The sequence below is a fragment of the Psychrobacillus sp. BM2 genome (assembly GCF_048572895.1).
GTDB lineage: Bacteria > Bacillota > Bacilli > Bacillales_A > Planococcaceae > Psychrobacillus.
Map to the genome: position 1 here is coordinate 1,811,126 of NZ_CP183878.1, position 21,380 is coordinate 1,832,505.

Below are 21,380 nucleotides of genomic sequence, written 5' to 3' on the forward strand. Positions count from 1 at the left end.
GTAGAAAATAATCTATTTCTCTCCACTAGGAGGAGAGGGAGTCCTTTTTCAGTTTCTTCTGTAAATAAATAAGTCTTGTAGTAAGAGTGATTGCCCCTATAGACAATCCTACGATTAATCCTATCCAATATCCAAAGCGCTCAAACGATGTATAGTTGGCTAGAATATATCCAGTAGGTAATCCAATTATCCAATAGGAAATGATAGCCATGATAAATGTCATCGTCACATCTTTATAACCACGTAATGCCCCTTGAACTGGTGCCTGGACTGCATCAGATAATTGGAACAATGCAGCGAAGAAGAAAAATTGAATGGTCAATTCGATGACATAACGATCGTCCGTATACACAGAGGCAATTTGCTCTCTAAATAATAACAAAATAGAAATTGAAATTAGACTAAAGCATATTGCTGTTACCACACTCAACCAGCTATAGGCTTGTGCGTCTGAAAAGCGTTTTGCTCCAATTTCATGCCCTACTAAAATCGTAGCACCCATTGCAATGCTCAGAGGCACCATATATAGCAGTGAAGTGAAATTCATGGCTATTTGATGAGCGGAAATTACTTCAGTTGAATATACACTCATCAGTATGGTAACGGCCGAAAATATAGTTGTCTCTGCAAAAAGAGATATTCCGATGGGAACTCCAATTTTTAGAAGTGTACGTATTTTATCTAAAGACGGCTTAGCCCAGCTGTGAAAGATTTCAAAAATAACAAAGGGCTTACTCCGAAGCACAATAATAATTGCGATAAGTAGTATAAGCCAGTAAGTAATTGCAGAAGCTAGTCCTGCTCCGACCCCTCCTAACTCTGGAAAGCCCAATTTTCCGTATATAAGCAAATAATTTAAAACAATATTAATTGGCGCAGATAATAGAGTGATGAACATAGAAACTCTTGTTTTTCCTAAAGCGTCGATAAAAGAGCGTAAGACACTATATAAAAATAATGGAATCAGTCCAATACTCAGCATTAACAAATAATTCTTTGCTACGATGCGTACACTATCTTCAAGAGGTATTAAATTTAAGATTGGGTCAATTAGCAGAAAAATACCTAAAAAAACAATAATAGCTAGTACTATTCCAATATAAAATCCCTGTTGAACAAAGGTACGTACATCTTTCTTCTTTTTTGCACCAATTAATTGTGCTACAATTGGCGTAATGCCTATTAATATACCGGTTAAGGCGGTATATACAGGTACCCATAAAGAAGAACCTATAGATACACCAGCTAAATGCTTAATACTATATTTACTTGTCATTAAAATATCAAAGAAGGTCATTAAATAGAGTGCAATTTGTGTGATTAATATCGGCAAGACGATTTTAATCATATACTTACTTTTTTCTGGTAGAGTTCTCATTTCGTACATGTTGGCATACATCCTTTAAAGTTATAAAATTAGTTAGGAGATTATGAATGAATAATAACACAATAGTATTAACTGGTGGGGGAACGGCTGGCCATGTTTCTTTAAATGAAGCCATAATACCCGAGTTAATAGAGAAAAAATATAATGTCCATTATATTGGATCATATAATGGAATTGAAAAAACAATCATTGGGGAAAGATTTCCTGAAATACCTTACCATCCTATTTCAAACGGGAAGTTAAGAAGATACTTTTCACTGAAAAACCTTTCCGATCCATTTAAAGTATTGTATGGTACATTACAGGCTTTATCCGTACTAAAAAAAGTGAAACCTTCAATCGTATTTTCAAAAGGAGGTTTTGTATCTGTACCTGTAGTGCTTGCAGCAAAACTTTCTAATATACCAGTAGTGATTCATGAATCAGATTTAACTCCAGGACTTGCTAACAAAATAGCCTCGTCGTTTGCTGAGCATATTTTCACTGTTTTTGAGGAGACCCTAAGACACTTACCAGATAATAAGGCTTCATCAATAGGAGCAATATTGCGTCCAGATTTATTTCATGGTGATGAAAAGATTGCAGAACATCTAACAGGTTTTGATGCAACGAAAGAAACGATTATTATTATGGGTGGTAGTCAAGGCTCAGCGAAAATAAATGATGTTATAAAACAAAATATCGAGCAGCTTACACGCAGATTTCAACTTATCCATTTATGTGGAAAAGGTAACAAAGAGGAATCTTTAGTCGGGAAACCAAATTATATAGCATTTGAATATGTTACAGATGAATTACCTCATTTGATGAAAATGTCTGATTATGTAATTAGCCGAGCAGGCTCAAACTCAATATTCGAGTTTCTAGAATTAAAAAAACCTATGTTACTTATTCCATTGTCAATCCATGCTAGTAGAGGGGATCAGGTATTGAATGCAAGATACTTTGAGAAAAAAGGATTTGCATATGTACTTGAAGAGGAAAACCTTACAGCTACTACATTTATGGATTCTATAAATCATATGGTTGATGAAAAGGAAGAAATGATCGATCGTATGTTCGAAGTTAACTCTTCTAAAACACCAGAGCAATTTGTGGAGCTATTACTAACTTACCAAAAATAACAAACACCCGTCACTTTTGTAAAGTGACGGGTGTTTGTTTTACATTGCTTGTTCCTCTTCGTTTTCTTGTTGCATAAGTACTAAGTGGAACAAATCTTTTGGTATATAGTATAGATCAAATACTTCATCTATAGAATTTATCTCTTCATAGATAGAAGGATGTGATTCATTTGCTTTTAATGCATATCTAAGTTTTTCCGTGGCACGAATACTTTTACCATTGTTTTTACGAATTCGTAAAAATACCGTATGAATATCTAATTCAAAGAAAAGTTCCTGTAAAAATTGTTCTTTTGCTTTTTTGTTGTATCCAAGACCTTGAAACGGACAGCCGATCCAAGTTCCTAAAAAACCTGCCCCATTATCTACATCAAACAGATTAATTGTTCCGATTGGTTGACCAAAATCGCTAACAATTGTTCGAGAAATAACGGTTCCTTTTTCTTCTTCTTCCATCAACTGTTTTGTTATAAACATATACTCATCAGCTGAACTTGCTTTTTGACGTACAAAAGGCAAAATAGTTGGTTCTGACATAAGTTCATAAAGAGATGTACATTCGAATAAATCTCGTTTTTTTATCAAAAAAAGCGCCCCCTAAAAAGAACCAATAAATGAGCAGAGTCATCCTAGCTCCCCTGAAATTTTTCACTTCATCGTGCATAAAAAATTTCGGGGTAGGAATCGAACCTACTAGGACCAGCTCAAAACTGGTGGCGCACCATTTGCCTTCCCTCGGCAAAGCGAACTTTGCCTTATAAAATTATTTGCATTTATAATATACTTTGTTTTTTCTATTTTGCATAGTAGAAAGTATTTTAAAAATAATTAAATTTTTGTAAAAAATATTTTGAAATATATATCTTAAATGCTTGTATGTTTCTTCCTAAATACATATGATTATATTAACTTAGTATAGAACTTGACAGGAGTTTTTAAATAGATGTCTCAATCTTTCTTAAACCATAATCAATTCCATTTATTATATGATTTAGCTAATGAATATGTGTTCTTTATGCGTAAAAAAGATTCTTCTTATGTGTATGAGTTTATCAACAAAAAAGCAGAGGAGCTTTTCACGGACAATCCTATAGGGAAATCACTGGATGATTGCTTTAGTGAATTTCATAGTAAAACCATTATTCAACATTATCATCGTGCATGCATGCAAAAAGAATCTGTTTGCTACCAAGATCATCATAATATAGAAAGTGAAACACATATTAATGAAACAACAGCTATACCCATTTTCGACAGTGGATCTACATATATTTTAGCTACAACGAAAGAAGTTTCTCGGACACAAAATATGAAAGAATCTACCTATGTTTTAGAAAATTATCGTAAAGCTATTAATGAAGTTGCCTTGGTTGCCATGACAAATCGAGATGGAATAATTGAAGTAGTAAACGAATTATTTGAAACTACAACTAAGTTTTTAAAGGAAGAAGTAATAGGAAAAACATTTCATATGATAAATTCGAATTATCATGATGAATCCTTTTTTATCAATATGTGGGAAACGATATATAATGGGGATATTTGGCATGGTCAAATACGAAATCGAACAAAATATGGATCCTTTTTTTGGGTAAACGCGACTATTGTGCCTATTAAAAATGATTTAGGGCAAATTGAAAAATTTTTAACTATACAATTTGATGACACGGAAAAGAAACGCATGATGAACGACTTACGAAATATTGAGCGCTCTTTCAAATTGATAACGGAGCATTCTAATGACTTAATAGCAATAACAGATGCTGAAGGCTACTTACTCTATTCATCACCAAGTCACGAAACAATCTTAAAATATGATAAAGAAGAATTGCTTGGTAGTTATTATTTTAAATTGGTAACTAGTCAAGCTGAAATAGTAAATTTCTCCAAGTTAAAAATGTTAGATAAGTTCCGAGTAGAACTTCTCCTGCAAACAAAGGATGGAAACTCTATTTGGACAGATACATCTGTTACTACAGTAGAGAGCACAGTAGATGACGAGAAAGAAAAATGGTTTGTTATTGTATCACGTGAAATTACAGAGAAAAGAGCTTTAGAAGATCAACTGAAGTTTATGGCTTATCATGATAGTTTAACTAGTCTACCTAATCGGCGTTCCTTTTATGAAGATTTTCCAGTTTGTATTTCTTCTGTTAGTTCGAAGTTTCCAAATGTCGGCTTATTGTATATTGATGGGGATAATTTTAAAGCGATTAATGATCGATATGGACATGATGTAGGAGATCAGTTTTTAACTCATTTCGCTGAAAAGATTCAGATTAGTTTACACTATAAGTATAATGTATATCGAATTGGTGGAGATGAATTTGTCATAATCATTGATCAAATAGCAGATTATGTGAATGGGAGAAGCAATACAGTTGAAAAAATTGTTCTAACAATTCAGCAAAAATTACGTGAAGGTTGGGCCATAGATGAATTTTACTTTTCACCTACCTCTTCTATCGGGATTGCTATGTTTCCGAATGATGGGTCTTCAATAGATGAGCTATTAGAAAATGCAGATCAAGCGCTATATACGGCCAAGAAAAACGGTAAGAACAATTTTATATATACCAATGCCGTTCATACTTAATGGGACGGCTTTTTCTTTCATTTAGGCTATGCTATATATAATGGAACCATAATAGAAAGGATGGAAGAGATGACGCAACATATTCTACTAATTGAAGATGAAGTTAATATTGCTAAGTTTGTGGAGCTAGAGTTAAAGCATGAGAATTTTCAAGTTACCGTTTCTCACGATGGACGTGAAGGAGCAGATCTAGCTTTAAATCATGCTTATGACCTGATGTTAATCGATGTCATGCTGCCAAATTTGAATGGATTGGAAATTTGTCGAAGAGTGCGAAAAAAGAAAAGTACTCCTATTATTCTTATTACAGCAAGAGATGCCATTATAGATCGAGTTTCCGGTTTAGAGACTGGAGCTGACGACTATGTGGTGAAACCATTTGCTATTGAGGAATTATTGGCAAGAATACGAGCTGTTCTTAGAAGGATAGTGCCCTCTTTAGAAAACATAAAGAGTGAATTGACAATCCAGGGGCTAACAATAGTACAGAAAGCTCATCAAGTTTTCTATAAAGGAAAGGAGATTGAACTAACGAAAACTGAATACGATATGCTCGTCTATTTAATGGAAAATTATAATATGGTGCTGTCTAGAGATGCTATTTTGGAAAAAGTATGGGGGTATGATGTCGAAGTTGAAACAAATGTAGTAGATGTATATATAAGGCATCTCAGAAAAAAACTACCTGCCGAAATTGCAGCTATTATTGAGACAGTTAGAGGCGTAGGGTATGTGATGAGATGATCAAACATTGGACTTTACAACGTAAATGGACGTATGCTTCAGCTATTTCCATATTTTTAAGCTTTCTAATGATGTGTATTATACTATATTTTTCTCTTTTCAATTGGCTGCAAATTTCAGAAGAAAAAATTGCACAGAATACACTAGATGAAGTTACTCATTTTTTCAAAACTAACGGTCCCATCATCTCCATTCAGGATATTCAAAAAAATAGAACGCTACTCAATCAATTGGTCAATCAAAAGCAATCAGTTCGTATATTGAATGAAGATGGTATTGAAATTCTCAGAATTAATGATGCTAGTGATTTCCCGAAATCCTCCTCACTTCAAACCGAGAAGTTTGTAAGAGAAGAAATAAATGGAAAAGCAGTTTTTCATAAAGTAGCGGAAATAGACTTTGGCTTGTTTAAAGGATATGTACAAATCTCACACAGTTTAGAAAGCTTTTCTCAGCTTATGAATTATATATTAATTGCCATGGGCATATTCGCACTCATAGCGCTTTTACTATCAGCTTTAATAGCCTTTATGTTATCTTCGATTTTACTAAGACCTATTAAAGAACTGAGAGATGAAATGCAGCTAGCAAAACAGACTAAGTTTTCCAAAAAAGTGAGTTTCCAATATGACAATGAAGATGAAATCGGAGAGCTACTAAAAATTTACAAGGAATTGATGGGCGAAGTATCAAAAACGATTACGAGACAAGACGAATTTATCCATAATGTATCCCATGAATTACGTACCCCCGTACAGGTAGTGGAGGGGCATTTATCGTTATTAAATCGCTGGGGAAAAGAGGAGCGCTCTATTTTAGATGAGTCTCTAGAAATATCCCTCTCAGAAATTCAAAAAATGAAATTATTAATCGAAGAAATGTTAAAGCTAGCAAAAAATGAGCATAGTAATAATTGGGAAGCTTCTTCTGTAATATCAGTCCTTCAACAGTTACAGCAAAACTATTTACATTTATCACCAGAGACAACAATTGAAATCCAAGGAGATGAACAAGTAAATGTTCTTGTTCCGCCTACTGCTTTAGAGCAAATTCTGCGTAATCTAATAGAAAATGCAATAAAATACAACGATAAAAGACCGTATATTAAAGTGATAGCGGTAAATCAAGCAGATAAGGTGCAGATTACAGTGGAAGATAATGGAGTTGGCATTAAAGAATCCATGCTGCCTAAAATTTTCGATCGCTTTTTTATTGCAGATGAAGCTAGAACTAAAAATAAAGGTGGTTCAGGTTTGGGCTTAAGCATAGTCAAAAGCTTGGTAATTGAATATGGAGGTACGATTTCCGTATTTAGTGAAGAAGATAAATGGACAAAATTTTCCATTTTATTCCCTAAATTAACAAGTGAATAATCATTCAGTGTAAAAGTATAAAAAATTAGACTATTTCCTTTTTTTTTTGAAAAAACCATTGTATTTTTTTCCTATAGTAGTAAGATTGAGATGGAAAAATTGTTCTTATACAAGGATAGTTTGAGACTATATAAAAGAGTGGTAAACTATATATATGTATTTGCGTGTATATTGTTTATATTTACCGGAACTTTTTTATCCATTAATATGTATTTTTTGATAAATGCCTAGAAGGCACAATATGTTGGAGGTTTTTCTAAATGTCGAACAATCGAACACCTTGGTCAGCTTTTTCTGGTCCGAACCTAGGGTATGTGATGGAGCAGTATGATGTGTTTTTACAGTCTCCAGACGATGTGGATCCTGAATTAGTAGAGTTATTTAAGCAATACGGCGCACCTAAGATTCCGGCTTCAGTATCATCTAATAACTCCGATACACCAGTAGTAGAGCCGAATAATTTTGAGAAAGTGATACATGCAATTCAGCTTGCAGATGCAATTCGTACTCATGGTCACTTAACTGCTAATATTTATCCATTAAATGATGGTCCAAAAGAAGATTCTAAGATGAATCTAGATACGTATAATTTAACAGAGCAGGATTTAAAGGAAGTACCTGTTTCGTACCTAATTAGCAATGCACCATCAAATATTACAAATGGTTTACAAGCTATTGAACATTTACGTTCTTCGTATTCTGATAAGATTGCATTTGAAATTGCTCATATTGTTAACTCCGAAGAACGTGCTTGGTTACAGGAAAAGATAGAAAAGGGCACCATAAAAGAAAAACTTTCAACTGAGGATAAAAAACAATTACTTAAACGTTTAACTCAAGTTGAAGGATTTGAGAAATTCATTCATCGTACATTTGTAGGCGCAAAACGCTTTTCAATTGAAGGTCTAGATTCTTTAGTTGTCTTAATGGATGAGTTAGTTCGTCAATCAGATAAGTCAAAAACAAAACAAGTGAATATTGGAATGGCTCATCGTGGTCGTTTAAATGTGTTAACACATGTTTTAAACAAACCTTATGAAATGATGTTTGCGGAATTTGCACATGTTCCTACTGAAGCATTTTTACCAAAAGATGGTTCTCTTGAACTTTCAGAGGGCTGGTTTGGAGACGTTAAATACCATAAAGGAGCAAGTTACCGCTCACAATCTGGTTTAACATTAAAACTTGCTTATAATCCTTCGCATTTAGAAGTAGTAAGTCCAATTGTTACAGGTCAAACACGTGCTGCACAAGAAACTACTGATACAGCTGGTTACCCAGTTCAGGATAAAAATGCTGCTTTTGCTATTTTAGTACACGGTGACGCTGCTTTTCCAGGGCAAGGAGTAGTAACTGAAGTATTGAATTATAGCCGAGTTCGTGGATACCAAACAGGTGGCTCCATTCATATTATTGCGAATAATATGATTGGCTTCACTACCGAACATTATGATTCTCGTTCTACCAATTACTCTTCTGATCCAGCAAAGGGGTATGAAGTGCCTGTCATTCATGTGAATGCTGATGACCCTGAAGCGGTAATTGGTGTTGCAAAGTTTGCACATGAATATCGTCAAAAATTTGGAAAAGATATCGTTATTGACTTATTAGGTTATCGTCGATATGGTCATAACGAAATGGATGAGCCATTAGTAACAAATCCAACTATGTATCATTCTATTCATAAGCATCCAACAGTTCGTGAATTATATGGCAAGCAGTTAGTTGAAGAAAGCTTAATTGAGTCTTCTGAAGTTAAAACATTAGACGAATCGATTTTCGCTGAAATGCAACAAGCTTATGACCGTGTGAAAGAACTCCCTCAATCAACTGTTCATGATATCGTTATACCACAAGTAGTATTAGATGGTATGCCGGAAATTCAAACAGGTGTTGAAGAGAGTAAGCTTGCTAAAATCAATGAAGAGCTACTAACATGGCCTGCTGATTTTAACGCATTCAAAAAGTTAGCGAAAATATTGAAACGACGTGAAGAGCCATTCAAAGGTAAGGGTAAAGTTGATTGGGGCCATGCAGAAACATTAGCATTTGCTACGATTTTACAAGATGGTAATTCTATTCGTTTATCTGGTCAAGATGCCCAACGTGGGACATTCTCCCATAGACATTTAGTACTTCATGATGAAAATACGGGGGCGGAATTAACGCCAATACATGCTATTAGTGATGGAAAGGCTTCATTTGTGGTTCATAACAGCCCACTTACAGAAGCGGCTATTCTAGGGTATGAATTTGGCTATAATTTAGAAGATAATAACTCACTAACTATTTGGGAAGCACAATACGGTGACTTCGCTAACATGGCTCAAGTAATGTTTGATAACTTTATCAGTTCTGCACGTGCTAAATGGGGTCTTAAGTCTGGCTTAGTAATGTTATTGCCACATGGCGCTGAAGGTCAAGGATCAGAACATTCTAGTGCACGTTTAGAACGTTATTTACAACTTGCTGCTGAAAATAACTGGACTGTAGCAAATCTATCAAGTGCGGCTAACTATTTCCACATTTTACGCAGACAAGCAAAAATGCTTAAAGAAGATGCTATTCGTCCGCTACTCATTGTTTCGCCGAAATCATTATTACGTCATCCTTTAGTTGGAGCTGATGTGGCTGATTTGGCTTCTGGCCAATTTGAAACAGTTATTGAGCAACCAGGTTTAGGAAACCAAGCAGATAAAGTAGAGAAAATTGTCTTTGTTAGTGGTAAACTTGCAATAGACTTGGCAGATAAAGTGAAAGATGGAGCAGATTTCGATCATGTTCATATTGTGCGTGTAGAACAACTGTATCCATTCCCACAAGAAAAGATTCAAGAAATTGTATCTCGTTTTTCAAATGCGAAACAACTTGTTTGGGCTCAAGAAGAACCGCAAAACATGGGTTCTTGGAACTTTGCTTTACCATATCTACTTGAAATAGCAAAAGATCAAGAAATTACTTACGTAGGTCGTGTGCATAGAGCAAGTCCTGCAGAGGGTGATGGAGATACTTATAAAGTAGAACAAGCACGTATTATTGAAGAAGCTTTAAAAAGCTTATAAGTTAGGATTAGATTAGAGGAGGAAATTCAAGTGGCAGACATTATTGTTCCAGAGTTAGCAGAATCGATTACAGAAGGTACTATTGCACAGTGGTTGAAACAACCAGGTGATACAGTTGAAAAAGGTGAGTTCATCGTAGAACTTGAAACAGATAAAGTGAACGTAGAAGTTATTTCGGAAGAAGCAGGAGTAGTAAGTGAACTTCTAGCTGCTGAAGGAGATACAGTTCAAGTAGGTCAAGTGATTGCAGTAGTAGGAGCCGGATCAGGTTCAACTGCATCAACACCAGCTGCACGACCTGAAGCAAAAGAAGAGGTAAAAGCTCCTGAAGCTACTAAAGCAGCACCAGTAACAGAAGAGACTACAACTGAGCAAGATCGTACGATTGCTAGTCCAGCTGCGCGCAAATTAGCTCGTGAAAAAGGCATTAACCTAAGTGAAATTTCACCAGTAGATCCAATGGGACGTGTTCGTGTACAAGACGTTTCCGCTCATGGTTCTGCACCGGCACCTACAAAAGCAGTGCAAGCTCCAGCAGCTAGTGCACCTAAAGAGGATGATGGCCGTACAACTCGTGAAAAGATGTCTCGTCGCCGTCAAACAATTGCAACAAGATTATTAGAAGTAAGACAAAATACAGCTATGCTTACAACCTTCAATGAAATTGACATGACAAATGTTATGGCATTACGTTCACGTAAAAAAGATCAATTCTTTGAACAAAATGATGTTCGTCTTGGATTTATGTCATTCTTCACAAAAGCTGTTGTAGCAGCACTAAAAAAATATCCATACGTAAATTCTCAAATCGATGGCACAGATATCGTGAAAAACAACTTCTATGATATTGGTATCGCAGTTTCAACTGAAGGTGGTCTTGTAGTTCCGATCGTACGTGACGCTGACCGTAAAAACTTTGCAGAAATCGAAGGAAATATTGGAGAGCTTGCTAAAAAAGCTCGTGATAATAAATTAGCATTATCTGATATGTCCGGTGGTTCTTTCACTATTACAAACGGTGGAGTATTCGGATCATTAATGTCTACACCTATTTTAAATGGTACACAAGTTGGTATTTTAGGAATGCACACAATCCAAAAACGTCCAATCGCTGTTGGAAACGAAATTGAAATCCGCCCAATGATGTACGTGGCATTATCTTATGACCACCGTGTAATAGATGGAAAAGATTCTGTTGGTTTCTTGAAAACAGTTAAAGAATTACTTGAAAATCCAGAAGATTTATTACTAAATAGCTAAGAAAAAAGACTCCCAGAGAATGGGAGTCTTTTTTTATGTATCGCACTTTGTATTTGGTTATATTTATCAACTTTGTTGATAGCGAATATTTCTTCAGTTAGTTATTATAGTTATATTTCATTGGTAAGAGGAAACAGCATAATAGAACATCCAGCAAACATATATATATTAGTATAAAAACAAAATTGAACTTTTATTAATTGTGAGAATGTGTGGAAATGAAGTTTATTCATATTTTTCGATATAGGGTATGCCTTTTCTGTTTGTTTAATTTTATAAACTCTTATATTAGTGGATATTCTGAAAGAATCAGTGGTAAATGTAAAACTACTTTACTAAACTAAAATGAAAATTCTTTATTGCTATAGAGGCTTGGATGTTAAATAGTAAGCTATTAAAGGAGTTGAGAAAATTGGATACCAACAATCGACAGACTATCAGTATGTTTGAAAGAATTAGTCGTGTTTTATTTATTATAATTGGGGCGCTAATCACAGCTATCGGACTTGAAGCAGTACTGATTCCAAACGATATAATTGATGGTGGTATTACTGGTATTTCAATCTTGTTATCTCATTTAACGGGATTCTCGTTAAGTTTATTCCTATTCATTTTAAATATTCCATTCATATTTATTGGATATAAGGAACTTGGAAAGTCATTCGCATTTAGTTCAGTTATTGGTATAACTGCATTATCTATGGCTACTACCTTATTGCACCACATTCCAACTATTATTTCTGGAGATACCATGTTAGTAGCAGTATTAGGAGGTATTATGATCGGTTTAGGGGTTGGTATTGTTTTACGTAAAGGTGGTGCTTTAGATGGTACAGAAATTTTAGCTATATTAATTGCAAAGAAATTCCCATTATCGGTGGGAGAAGTTATTATGAGTATTAATGTGTTAATATTCTCATTTGCCATGCTAACTTACGGGCTTAAGGGTGCTTTATGTTCTGCTATCGCTTACTTTATAGCTATGAAAGTAATAGATATGGTGCAAGCAGGCTTTGATGAATCTAAAAACATTATGATTATTAGTAACAATTCACGAAAAATTGGTGACGCAATTCAAACACGTTTAGGTCGAGGTGTTACATATGTAGGTGGTGAAGGAGGACAAACCAATGAACATGTTGAAATAGTTTTCTGTGTTATTAACCGGTTGGAAGAACCTGAACTTCGAACACTTATTAAGACAATTGACATAAATGCTTTCGTAGCAATTAATGGTATTGTTGAGCTGCGGCAATATTAATGCTACTCTACTGAAGTGATTCATAGAATCCTGATTTAATCAGAAGTTTAGAAAACTAAAAAAGAGCTTAACAGAATTAAAGGCAGGTTTATAAAAAATTGTTGGTGGATTAAATTCAAGCAACTATTTATTTGAGGAATGAATGATAACAAAAGTTGTACTATTCTCTTCCTAATCTCATAATTAAAAGTGCTGACTTCCCCTACATATATGGGTTATTGAAATACTCTTGAATCGGTTACCTAAAGTTGTGGGAGTTCGACGGACCAATTAAGAACAAGAATTAACAAAAATAAAGGCTCGAAACAGAGACACGATCCTTCATTAGGGTTTCGATAGTGTTTTAGACTATGTTTTCCTTAAATTTTCCGGCTACGAAACGAGACAGTTTTTATAAGAGCGCTTGCCGTTTTTCTTATGTAAATGGCAGTCCTTTTATGAACTGCCAATAGTGTGAGAGCATGCGGAATCATACGTAAAATGCTCCGCAGGATTAAGAAGTTTTCGCTTTTGGTGTTCTTTTTCTTGGTGTAGGTTTTTTCTTTTTCGTTTTATCAAGGGAAGCTTGTAAAGCAGACATTAAATCCGTTACATTTGAAGGTAATTCTGTTTGTTTTTCGCTTGTCGTTACTACATTATTTCCAGCCTTTTTTTCTTCTATTAACTCCATTAAGGCAGTTCGATATTCATCTGTGTATTTTTCTGGTTCAAACGCAGTAGTTAATTGCTCAACAAGCATAAGTGCAGTATCGAGTTCTTTTTTTACTACAGTTTGGTCAGCTGGAATATTAGGCACATCTGCTGAACTACGAACTTCATCGGGAAAGTGAATGGTTTCCATGATTAATGTTTCATTATATACTCGCACGATTGCTAATTGTTCCTTCGAACGAATCATAATTTTAGCAACCCCGATCTTACCTGACTCATGCAATGCTTCTCTTAAGAGGGAGTATGCTTTTCCTCCACCACTATCAGGTGCCATAAAGTAACTGCGCTCAAAGTAAATTGGATCTATTTCTTCCAATTTTACAAAGTCTATAATTTCTACAGCCTTATCCTCATTTTCTTTTTTCAATTTTTCTAAATCTTCTTCATCTAAAATGACAAATTTGTTTTTAGAGTATTCATATGCCTTGACGATATCTTCATTCTTTACCTCTTGTTTGCACCCTTCACAAACCTTCGCATAGCTAATTGGCGTATGGCATTCTTTATGGAGCTGACGTAATTTTATATCCTTGTTTTCAGTTGCTGCATGTAGCTTTATAGGAATATTAACTAAACCAAAGCTGATACTCCCTTTCCAAACTGTATGCATTATGTTCACCACTTTTTCTTTTTCTTCTTACTATGCAATCTTTTCCTACTTTTTATGTATCAAAAGTATAATTAATTAAAAAACTAAAGAAAAAAATTGGAAGTTGGTAAACAATTGATGCTATGTTTGAAGACAGAAGCCCCTATAGATTATAAATGAGCAGATTATCCTATATTAAAGGTCACTGCGTGTTTTATAATAATTTTAGAGAACCGCTTCTAAAATAAGTCCATTAAAAAGCTAAAGAAGCTAACAACCTGCTACTCTAGGCCGTTAGCTTCTTTAGCTATCTGAATATTTTATAAAAAATTTCGGTGCTTTTAAAGGCATCCTTGAAGTATTACCAAACGAATAATCCCACAAGCATCGCGCTTAACAGTGATACAGCCATTCCGCTGACCAATAGCTTCCATACATTTTTACCGATGATTTTTGAACGTTCTTCACCCAGAGTGGAGTTATATGTCCCGTAAATCATGCCGACTGTACTAAAATTGGCAAATGAAGTCAAGAAAGTAACAGCAACTGCGACCGTATGTGGATTTAAATCTTGGAGATGGTTTTTTAAGTCCATCATAGCCACAAATTCGTTTGTCGAAAGTTTAATCCCCATTAAGGAAGCAACATACAAAGCATCTTGGAAACCTAATCCAAGTAAGATGGCAAATGGGAAGAAAATAACACCGAAAATCTTTTCAATGGTCAAACCATCTATAAAGAAACCAAGAATTCCATTTAGCGCAGTGGTTAATGCCACATACCCGATTACCATCGCTAAAATTACGATAACCATTTTCATGCCGATAAGCATACTGTTTGAAATGGTAGAAAAGAAATCTTGACGTTCTTCTTTAGGTGGAACATAAACAATATCGTCTTCTTTGCTAACCTCTATAGGATTTAAAATACTTGCCAGTAATAGGGCATTTAAACAGTTTAATGGAATTGCTGCAAACACATACTCGGCAGGTACCATCGATAAATATGCCCCAATAATCGAACCACTGACACTACTCATACTCATAATTCCGAAAGTCAATAGACGATGATCTTTAAGAACGATCAGTTGTTGACGAATAACAGCTAAAGCTTCCGTATTTCCAAGAAACATCATTTGAATCGAGAAGAAGCTCTCCAGCTTTGGCAATCCGGAAATTTTCGAAATGACCCATCCTACTTTATCGATGATCCAGGTCATAATTCCGAAATAAGATAAAATATCGAAGAAAGTCACAATGAAAACAATAGGCAGTAATGCGCTAAAGAAGAAATCAACTGTTTCATTCGCCATCACAGAAGGAAAGGCAAATGAGATTCCTGCATTGGCGGATGATACCAACCATGTAAAGAAGGAAGCAATTTTATTAATTGTCCATGTTCCTATAGTGGTCGATAACATAAACCAGGTAATGAGCAATTCAGCAATGAGCAAGCTGAGGATAGAACGCCATTTAATTTTCCGTTTATCAGGCGAACAAAGGTAGACAAGACCGAGGACAACAAATATGCCCAGTATATTTAATAAAAAGAACATGTAATCAACTCCAACTTTATTTTCCCCAAAATAAAAACTCTTATTCATTCATCCCTTCAGTCGCCAGACAGAAAGTATGAAAAAATAAGAGTTTTATATCAATTTCGCAGGGTGATTTACTCTATTTAGTAGCAAATGGTCAATTCGAAACACCGTACTATTCATCTCTTTTTTTCATGCTTCCTTGTAGACCGGCATTTATAGCGGCTGCCAGGTAGAAACTATCAGGCCTAGTTTAACTGATATTATACAAGGATAAAAATTTATCGATTTTTTCTTAGGAATAGGAATTATTATATACTAGTGCTTTGGCCGAAACAATATAAATGAATAATGTTGTAATGTTAAAAATTATTATAAAAGTAAGTAAAGTAAGATGAAGAAAAGCCAGTACGATTCAATATTTGCCTCTTGTAATGTATCAAAAGTAGAATTAATTAGAAGACTAAAGAAAAACATTGGAAGTAGGTAAACAATTGATGATGCCGATGCTTTTAACTGTTGCAACGGAAATTCCTGTAGGAAATAAGTGGCTATATGAAACAAAATATGATGGATTCCGATGCATTTTAGAATGGGACAATGAACCATTGCTTAAAAGTAGAAACGGAAAATTACTAAATGATGTATTTCCAGAGATTATTAACTTCTGTCATGAAATTTATAATGAAGCTAAATCCTTTTTACCACTAACAATGGATGGGGAATTAGTATATTTAATAAATAATTTTCAAAGTGACTTTTCCAAAGTTCAGTTAAGAGGCCGAATGCAAAATACCGAGACCATTAGAAATAATGCACAAACATTTACATGTCATTATATTGTATTTGATTTGCTCAAATATAAAGGAAAAGACTTAACCAAAATTTCCTTAACAAAGCGAAAGCAACAGATCGAACGGCTATTTAATAAATTACAGCTTCCCATATCTATTAATTATCAAGATACAAATAAGCTGCAAGCTATTGATGTTTTTGAGGACAATACACAGTTGTGGGATAAAATAGTCACAAATAATGGGGAAGGATTAATCGCTAAACAAAAAACTAGTACATGGAATAGCGGAGAGCGAACAACCAAGTGGTTAAAAATAAAAAACTGGAAATATATTAGTGTCATCTTAACGAAATATGATAAAAGTAATGGCTTTTTTCACGGTGCACTTTATAAAGAAAACCCTTTGTTAGAAGTAGTTACGTTTCGTCATGGACTATCCGAAACGGAGCTAAAAACGTTAATAGCATTATTTCAAAAGAATGGGACAAAACAATCCGATAATATTTGGGAATTAGAACCGTCCATTTGCGTGGAAATTGCTTGTATTGATTTTGATGGAAAAAAATTAAGGGAACCTAGATTTCATTCGTTTAATTTTAACAAGGATGTGCAGGATTGTAATTGGCAACAAATGCACAAACAGTTATATCCTTTACCACCCTCTACTAAGATGACACATCCTGATAAGCCTATATGGCCAGATCTAGGGATACAAAAGGATGATTACCTTTTGTACCTGCAACGAATATCGCCCTACATTTTACCTTTTCTAAAGGATAGAGTTCTTACGGTTATTCGTTTTCCACATGGTGTAATAGGAGAAAGCTTCTATCAAAAAAATAGCCCAGAATATGTTCCGGAATTCGTTGCAACAAAGCAAATGGACGATATTAACTACATGATGTGTAATGATTTAGAATCATTGCTCTGGTTAGGAAACCAGCTGGCACTAGAATTTCATGTCCCTTTTCAAACGGTGGATACGAATAATCCAACTGAGGTTGTATTTGACTTGGATCCACCCTCGGTTCATGAGTTCTCGCTAGCAGTTGAAGCTGCTCTGCGTATGAAGGTAATATTTGATCAATTTCAGCTTAAATCTTATGTGAAAACCTCTGGTGGGAAGGGTATTCAACTTTATATACCATTAGAAGAGGATAGTTTTACGTATGAAGAGACTGGTATTTTCACCAAATTTATATCTGAATTTTTAGTGGAACAGGATCCAAAATGGTTCACTACTGAAAGGTTTAAAAAAAAACGTGGGAATAAATTGTATTTGGATTATGTTCAGCATAAGGAAGGCAAAACAATAATCGCTCCATATTCACCAAGGGGTAATGACTTGGGGCTTATCGCAACTCCACTTAAATGGGAGGAAGTTAGAGAGTCCCTTAAACCAGATACATTTTCGATTCCATCCGTGTTAGATCGTATAAAAAACGAAGGGAATCCCTTTCAAGACTTTAGAGTAAATTTAGAAAAAGAGAAATTTTCGCTTGTATTAGAACAATTAAAAGCACTAATAAAAAATAATTAATTATTGTAAATAAAAAACGTACGTTCGCATATAATGATGAAAAGGAGGGGCCGAACGTGCGTAATGATTTAGTGAAATACTTTAATCGTGGATGGATTGTCGAGTTAATGTATCTATCAAAAGCTGGTGAAATCAGTAAGCGTAAAGTAAGGTTACTTAAAGTACAGGGAGATATATTCTATGCATATTGTTTTAAGCAGAATGCGAAAAGAACATTTAGAATTGACCATATACTAGCTCTTGCTCCCATATTACCTCAGGAAAGGGGAGCTATATAATTCTCTTCACATATTCATACAATGATTAATTGAAAAAAGGTGCCTTAAATCGTATACTAGTAATAAAGGAAGTGGTTATATGATACATACAAATTGGGCTACAAATTCAACTATTAAAACAGTGACTTGTTCATCTACAGATGCTAAAAAGTTTCTTGTGAGTAATGTACTTACTGTAGGAAAAGCATATGAAGTTAAAAATGAAACAGAAGAATTTATATTTGTAATTGACAACACAGGAAAAGTTGGCGGCTACTACAAAGAATATTTTCAATAAAAAAACCGATGTGATTTCATCGGTTTTTTTTCATAAGGAGATAAGAGCAGAATATGAAAGACATAGTTTTGGATGAACAACAGAAAAGATTGAAAAGAATACATACTGAGCAAGATACTGCTCTTATTGGAGCAGGGGGCTATCTTTCGCCAGAAGAATATTTATTAGAGGACGTGCTTATTGCTGTGTCCTTAAAAAAACCAGTTTTGCTAAAGGGTCCGACTGGAGCAGGCAAAACAAAGCTAGCGGAAACAGTTTCAGCATTTTTTTCTCAGCCGATCCAAAGTATTAACTGTTCCGTCGATTTAGACGCAGAGGCTTTACTAGGTTTTAAAACGATTGTGACAAATGGTGGCGTGAGTGCAATTGATTTTGTGGATGGCCCTGTGGTGGAAGCTATGAAGAAAGGGCATATTTTATACATTGATGAGATAAATATGGCGAAGTCAGAGACACTTCCTATTTTGCATAGTGTACTGGATTATAGAAGAATGCTAACAAACCCTTTTACGGGAGAAGTAATTAAAGCGCATCCCGATTTTTCGGTCATTTCTGCGATCAATGAAGGTTATATCGGAACAACACCTATGAATGAAGCATTGAAAAATCGTTTCATTTCGTTTTCTATTCCATATATTTCAGGTGAGCATCTGGAAAAACTATGGCAGGAGATGTTCCCAACAGCACCGAAAGCATTACATGTCCTTATGCTGAATCTAGCCAATGATTTAATGGAACAAGTTAAACAAGGGTTACTGTCAGAGGAAGCGGCATCTATTAGAAGTCTGCTATATGCTACTGAATTGGCGCTATACATGGAGCCGATCAGAGCGATTACATATTCTATTGCTGAAAAGCTAGAGGATGACCAAGAAAAACAGCTTGTATTAGCATTGGCCTCTTCGTGGATTAAGTGAGGGAGATAAATGGGTTCAGTTGACCGTTTTATACAGTTCAATAATGAAACTATAGATGCAAGACAGTTAATGCATTATGAAAATGTAGCGAAAGCTTTAACTAAAAATACGTTATTAGCGATTAATGAACGTAAACTGATGGAATTTCAACCTGCGGAACAGACTATTTCCTTAAGTGTGTTTTGGAGACATCGTGAGGAATATGTGATGCATGCCGGTAGAATTTCTGATATTTTTTTGATGGCAGAAGGTTTTTGGAAGTTTTTTGATGTATTAAATTGGCAGGACTTTCAAGAAGAGAAACCAAATAATTTTCCGAAATTCCTGGATCAGTTGTTATTTTGCATAGAAGAATTTCGATTGGTTGAAATGATTCAAAAAAAGAGAATTGGTACGCAAAAAATATTCAAAATTCGTATACAAACTTATTTGGAATTTCACAAACAGCAGCTTCGTGTAAATGTACAAAAAGGTTTTTTAGCAGATGCCTTTATTAATTATTTATATATCTCCCTATATGAGGGGACGATGTATGTTACAGGACCAGATATATTTTATCTAGCAAATACTATCATTCAAAAAGTATATGAATCTAAAAACACTCAACAATCTATTGATTTGGCTTATCAGCTTTATTTTCTCTTCAATGAATATTTGAAAGAGGATAGCTTACTTCAATATTACGCAATTATTTCTTACACCAGTTTAACACCTAAGGATTTTCATTATCATAGCGGGGTAAAAAACTCTGAACCTGGTGAAGAAAGTAAAAAAGATACGATTGAAGAGATATTTAGATCTTGGCATCGGGAAAGTGAGCAGGAGAACGGTGTACATCTTCAATATGAATTGGAACATGGCAGAGATGGAAAAGCAGAACAAGCAATCGATGCTGAGGAAGGACAAGAAGGTCATGAAGTTACGATGACTGGAAAGGGCCAGTCTAGCGGAAACAGTAAGGAAGCTCAGAAGGATCAATCGAATAACGATCAATCCAGTGATTTAAAAAAAGCCGGTAAATCCTTTGGTAAAGAACATATAAACGTCGTTTACAGGGAACAGCGTATTGCAATCACTAGTCCTTCTGACAATAAGCATCTACTATACAAGTATCGTCAGGAGCATGCGCCTTATCTAAAGGCATTTGTGCAAGAAATGAAAAAAAGGTTAGAACAAAAACGTGTAGATAAACGCACTAACTTAACAAAAGGAAGACTTTCTACAAAATTAACAGCTCTTTGGACTGATGAAAGACCGAAACCCTTTTATAAAAAGAATGCTCCAAGCATCCACTTAAATGCCGTATTTGGTTTGTTAGTTGACGGGTCTGCTTCTATGCAGGACAAAATGGAGGAAACAAAAAAAGCTGTTTTACTGTTTCATGATGTTTTAAGAGAACTGAAAATTACGCATGAAATTGTCCTTCATTATGAAGATGCTTATGAGGCTACGGAAACATCTCAACCGAATGCGTTTGAATGGATGCATAAGTTAGAGGATGGGCAAAAGGATAACGGCTTAGATATTTTGTCCATGACTGCACATGAGGATAATAGAGATGGATTTGCAATTAGATGGATGGGGAAACGATTAGAGAATAGATCAGAAACACATAAGTTCCTTCTTGTATTTTCAGATGGAGAACCCTCTGCATTTGGCTATGCCCAAAATGGGATTATGGATACTGCAGAGGCAGTTTTAGAGCAAGAGCAACTTGGTGTAACGGTTTTACATTTATTTTTAAATGATCAAGAGGCTACAGAGGAGCAGTTGAATTTATTTCGCTTAATCTTTGATAAGAAAACAGCTACTGCTTCTTCATTAGAAAAGTTTTCGGAGGAAACGCTTCGATTGCTTCGGAAAATGCTTCATCTTGTAGTGCAAAGCTCCTGAAATATAAGAAGTATTGCTTTTAGAGAGTAATCTTT

The 21,380-nt window shown here is 34.9% G+C and carries 16 protein-coding genes and 1 riboswitch; of the genes, 12 read left to right on the forward strand and 4 right to left on the reverse strand.

From position 1 onward, the window contains the following. Positions 1-25 precede the first annotated feature (25 nt). Positions 26-1,387 (reverse strand): MATE family efflux transporter, encoded by a 1,362-nt coding sequence (locus ACN6MX_RS08590; RefSeq protein ID WP_419962207.1) that lies wholly within the window; start codon positions 1,385-1,387, stop codon positions 26-28. A 47-nt stretch (positions 1,388-1,434) separates the two neighbouring features. Between ACN6MX_RS08590 and ACN6MX_RS08595 the strand changes: the two genes are divergently transcribed. Continuing rightward, positions 1,435-2,511 (forward strand): undecaprenyldiphospho-muramoylpentapeptide beta-N-acetylglucosaminyltransferase, encoded by a 1,077-nt coding sequence (locus ACN6MX_RS08595; protein ID WP_419962208.1) that lies wholly within the window; start codon positions 1,435-1,437, stop codon positions 2,509-2,511. 39 nt (positions 2,512-2,550) lie between these two features. Here the strand turns inward: ACN6MX_RS08595 and ACN6MX_RS08600 are convergent, their stop codons facing one another. Next, entirely contained in the window at positions 2,551-3,096 is a 546-nt protein-coding gene (locus ACN6MX_RS08600; protein ID WP_419962209.1) for a GNAT family N-acetyltransferase, read from the reverse strand. Positions 3,097-3,454: 358 nt separating this feature from the next. Between ACN6MX_RS08600 and ACN6MX_RS08605 the strand changes: the two genes are divergently transcribed. The 6 genes from ACN6MX_RS08605 (at position 3,455) to ACN6MX_RS08630 (ending at position 12,807) form a co-directional block, all read left to right on the forward strand. Next, on the forward strand, positions 3,455-5,107 hold the full coding sequence (locus ACN6MX_RS08605; protein ID WP_419962210.1) for a diguanylate cyclase domain-containing protein: 1,653 nt from the start codon (positions 3,455-3,457) through the stop codon (positions 5,105-5,107). Positions 5,108-5,176: 69 nt separating this feature from the next. Beyond that, a complete protein-coding gene (locus ACN6MX_RS08610; protein WP_419962211.1) occupies positions 5,177-5,851 on the forward strand; it encodes a response regulator transcription factor in 675 nt (224 codons plus the stop codon). After that, complete coding sequence (locus ACN6MX_RS08615) at positions 5,848-7,224, forward strand: HAMP domain-containing sensor histidine kinase (RefSeq protein ID WP_419962212.1); 1,377 nt, start codon at positions 5,848-5,850, stop codon at positions 7,222-7,224. The genes ACN6MX_RS08610 and ACN6MX_RS08615 overlap by 4 nt, the downstream gene beginning before the upstream one ends. A 260-nt stretch (positions 7,225-7,484) precedes the next feature. Then, positions 7,485-10,286 carry a 2-oxoglutarate dehydrogenase E1 component gene (locus tag ACN6MX_RS08620; RefSeq protein WP_419962213.1) on the forward strand — a complete coding sequence of 934 codons (2,802 nt, stop codon included), beginning with the start codon at positions 7,485-7,487 and terminating at the stop codon, positions 10,284-10,286. Positions 10,287-10,316: 30 nt separating this feature from the next. Continuing rightward, positions 10,317-11,546, forward strand: coding sequence for a 2-oxoglutarate dehydrogenase complex dihydrolipoyllysine-residue succinyltransferase (odhB, locus tag ACN6MX_RS08625; RefSeq protein ID WP_419962214.1), 1,230 nt, complete (start codon positions 10,317-10,319; stop codon positions 11,544-11,546). Positions 11,547-11,988: 442 nt separating this feature from the next. After that, the gene (locus tag ACN6MX_RS08630) at positions 11,989-12,807 is read left to right on the forward strand and encodes a YitT family protein (protein WP_419962585.1); all 819 of its coding nucleotides are present in this window, start codon (positions 11,989-11,991) and stop codon (positions 12,805-12,807) included. A 493-nt stretch (positions 12,808-13,300) separates the two neighbouring features. On the opposite strand, the gene ACN6MX_RS08635 is transcribed toward ACN6MX_RS08630, so the two are convergent. After that, positions 13,301-14,128: a Ku protein gene (locus tag ACN6MX_RS08635; protein WP_419962215.1), complete on the reverse strand. Its 828-nt coding sequence runs from the start codon at positions 14,126-14,128 to the stop codon at positions 13,301-13,303. 340 nt (positions 14,129-14,468) lie between these two features. Then, entirely contained in the window at positions 14,469-15,662 is a 1,194-nt protein-coding gene (locus ACN6MX_RS08640; RefSeq protein ID WP_419962586.1) for a NupC/NupG family nucleoside CNT transporter, read from the reverse strand. Positions 15,663-15,829: 167 nt separating this feature from the next. Further along, positions 15,830-15,935: riboswitch (purine riboswitch) on the reverse strand. Positions 15,936-16,141: 206 nt separating this feature from the next. Between ACN6MX_RS08640 and ACN6MX_RS08645 the strand changes: the two genes are divergently transcribed. The 5 genes from ACN6MX_RS08645 (at position 16,142) to ACN6MX_RS08665 (ending at position 21,345) form a co-directional block, all read left to right on the forward strand. Continuing rightward, positions 16,142-17,980: a DNA ligase D gene (locus tag ACN6MX_RS08645; RefSeq protein WP_419962587.1), complete on the forward strand. Its 1,839-nt coding sequence runs from the start codon at positions 16,142-16,144 to the stop codon at positions 17,978-17,980. A 56-nt stretch (positions 17,981-18,036) separates the two neighbouring features. Beyond that, a complete protein-coding gene (locus tag ACN6MX_RS08650) occupies positions 18,037-18,258 on the forward strand; it encodes a transcriptional regulator (RefSeq protein ID WP_419962216.1) in 222 nt (73 codons plus the stop codon). A gap of 79 nt (positions 18,259-18,337) precedes the next feature. Then, positions 18,338-18,535 carry a DUF6501 family protein gene (locus tag ACN6MX_RS08655; protein WP_419962217.1) on the forward strand — a complete coding sequence of 66 codons (198 nt, stop codon included), beginning with the start codon at positions 18,338-18,340 and terminating at the stop codon, positions 18,533-18,535. 53 nt (positions 18,536-18,588) lie between these two features. Further along, positions 18,589-19,452, forward strand: a complete 864-nt coding sequence (locus ACN6MX_RS08660; protein WP_419962218.1) for an ATP-binding protein — start codon at positions 18,589-18,591, stop codon at positions 19,450-19,452. Between the two features lie 9 nt (positions 19,453-19,461). Then, on the forward strand, positions 19,462-21,345 hold the full coding sequence (locus ACN6MX_RS08665) for a vWA domain-containing protein (protein WP_419962219.1): 1,884 nt from the start codon (positions 19,462-19,464) through the stop codon (positions 21,343-21,345). The last annotated feature ends 35 nt before the right edge of the window (positions 21,346-21,380 follow it).

Excerpts from the sequence above, each read along its gene's own strand:
- ACN6MX_RS08660 (WP_419962218.1), top strand. The coding sequence starts at position 18,589 with ATGAAAGACATAGTTTTGGATGAACAACAGAAAAGATTGAAAAGAATA.
- ACN6MX_RS08615 (WP_419962212.1), top strand. The coding sequence starts at position 5,848 with ATGATCAAACATTGGACTTTACAACGTAAATGGACGTATGCTTCAGCT.
- ACN6MX_RS08640 (WP_419962586.1), bottom strand. The coding sequence starts at position 15,662 with ATGTTCTTTTTATTAAATATACTGGGCATATTTGTTGTCCTCGGTCTT.
- ACN6MX_RS08595 (WP_419962208.1), top strand. The coding sequence starts at position 1,435 with ATGAATAATAACACAATAGTATTAACTGGTGGGGGAACGGCTGGCCAT.
- ACN6MX_RS08620 (WP_419962213.1), top strand. The coding sequence starts at position 7,485 with ATGTCGAACAATCGAACACCTTGGTCAGCTTTTTCTGGTCCGAACCTA.
- ACN6MX_RS08645 (WP_419962587.1), top strand. The coding sequence starts at position 16,142 with ATGATGCCGATGCTTTTAACTGTTGCAACGGAAATTCCTGTAGGAAAT.
- ACN6MX_RS08635 (WP_419962215.1), bottom strand. The coding sequence starts at position 14,128 with ATGCATACAGTTTGGAAAGGGAGTATCAGCTTTGGTTTAGTTAATATT.
- ACN6MX_RS08590 (WP_419962207.1), bottom strand. The coding sequence starts at position 1,387 with ATGTACGAAATGAGAACTCTACCAGAAAAAAGTAAGTATATGATTAAA.
- ACN6MX_RS08610 (WP_419962211.1), top strand. The coding sequence starts at position 5,177 with ATGACGCAACATATTCTACTAATTGAAGATGAAGTTAATATTGCTAAG.
- ACN6MX_RS08655 (WP_419962217.1), top strand. The coding sequence starts at position 18,338 with ATGATACATACAAATTGGGCTACAAATTCAACTATTAAAACAGTGACT.
- ACN6MX_RS08665 (WP_419962219.1), top strand. The coding sequence starts at position 19,462 with ATGGGTTCAGTTGACCGTTTTATACAGTTCAATAATGAAACTATAGAT.
- ACN6MX_RS08630 (WP_419962585.1), top strand. The coding sequence starts at position 11,989 with ATGTTTGAAAGAATTAGTCGTGTTTTATTTATTATAATTGGGGCGCTA.
- ACN6MX_RS08605 (WP_419962210.1), top strand. The coding sequence starts at position 3,455 with ATGTCTCAATCTTTCTTAAACCATAATCAATTCCATTTATTATATGAT.